The organism is Streptomyces sp. MB09-02B (assembly GCF_033794485.1).
In the GTDB taxonomy this organism is placed as follows: Bacteria; Actinomycetota; Actinomycetes; order Streptomycetales; family Streptomycetaceae; genus Streptomyces.
The window spans coordinates 1-741 of sequence record NZ_JARGEE010000964.1; the positions used below are offsets into that span (position 1 = coordinate 1).

At 71.9% G+C, this 741-nt stretch carries 1 protein-coding gene and 1 pseudogene; both read left to right on the forward strand.

Translation table 11 applies throughout. The annotated features are described in order from the left end of the window. The first annotated feature begins 53 nt into the window (after nt 1-53). Nucleotides 54-554 carry an RNA polymerase sigma factor gene (locus P1P70_RS45350; protein WP_319248432.1) on the forward strand — a complete coding sequence of 167 codons (501 nt, stop codon included), beginning with the start codon at nt 54-56 and terminating at the stop codon, nt 552-554. Next, nucleotides 538-741: pseudogene (locus P1P70_RS45355) on the forward strand (hypothetical protein); the annotation flags it as partial. The gene P1P70_RS45350 and the pseudogene P1P70_RS45355, both read left to right, overlap by 17 nt.

A 741-nucleotide genomic window follows, 5' to 3' on the forward strand; every position in this document is an offset into this window, starting at 1 on the left:
CACCCACCCCCTCCTCCCTTCCTCTTGTCGCACCATCACGACCATGGAGAGCGTTGAAACGGTCCCGTGAGAAGGCCGCGTCCGAGTTGTTCGCCGCCCTCTACCCACGCCTCGCCGGCTGGTGCCGTCGGCTGGTCGACGACGACGAGACGGCCCACGAGATCGCGTCGGAGGCGTTCACCCGGCTCTGGGCCCGCTGGACGACCGTGGCGGAGCCGCACGGCTTCCTCTACGTCACCGCCGCCAACCTCGTACGGGACCACTGGCGCAAGCTCGAACGTGAACGCAGGGCGATGCACCGGGCCACCGCCGAGGCCGCGGTGCGCCCGCGGTACGACGACGCCGAACAGTCCGATCCCTCGGTGCGGCTGCTCGTGCAGTCGCTGCCGGAACGGCTGCGCGTGCCGATCCTGCTGCACTACTACGCTGACATGCCGATCCGGGAGGTGTCCGTGCTGACCGGACGCAAGGAAGGAACCGTCAAGGCCGACCTCCACGCGGCCCGCGAACTGCTCCGCGCCCACCTGAGGAGAAGCCTTGATCACACGCCCTGACGAGGGCCCGGACTTCGAGCCGGACGACCCGCTCACCGTCCTGCTGCGTCCCCCCGCCGACCGCCTCGGCCCACCGCCCGGCCGTTACGAGACCATCCGCCGCACGGCCGCCCGCCGTCGGCTGGTCCGGGCGGCGGCCGGTGCCGCGGCGGCCTGCGCGACCGTCGCCCTGATCGTCCTCCCCCTG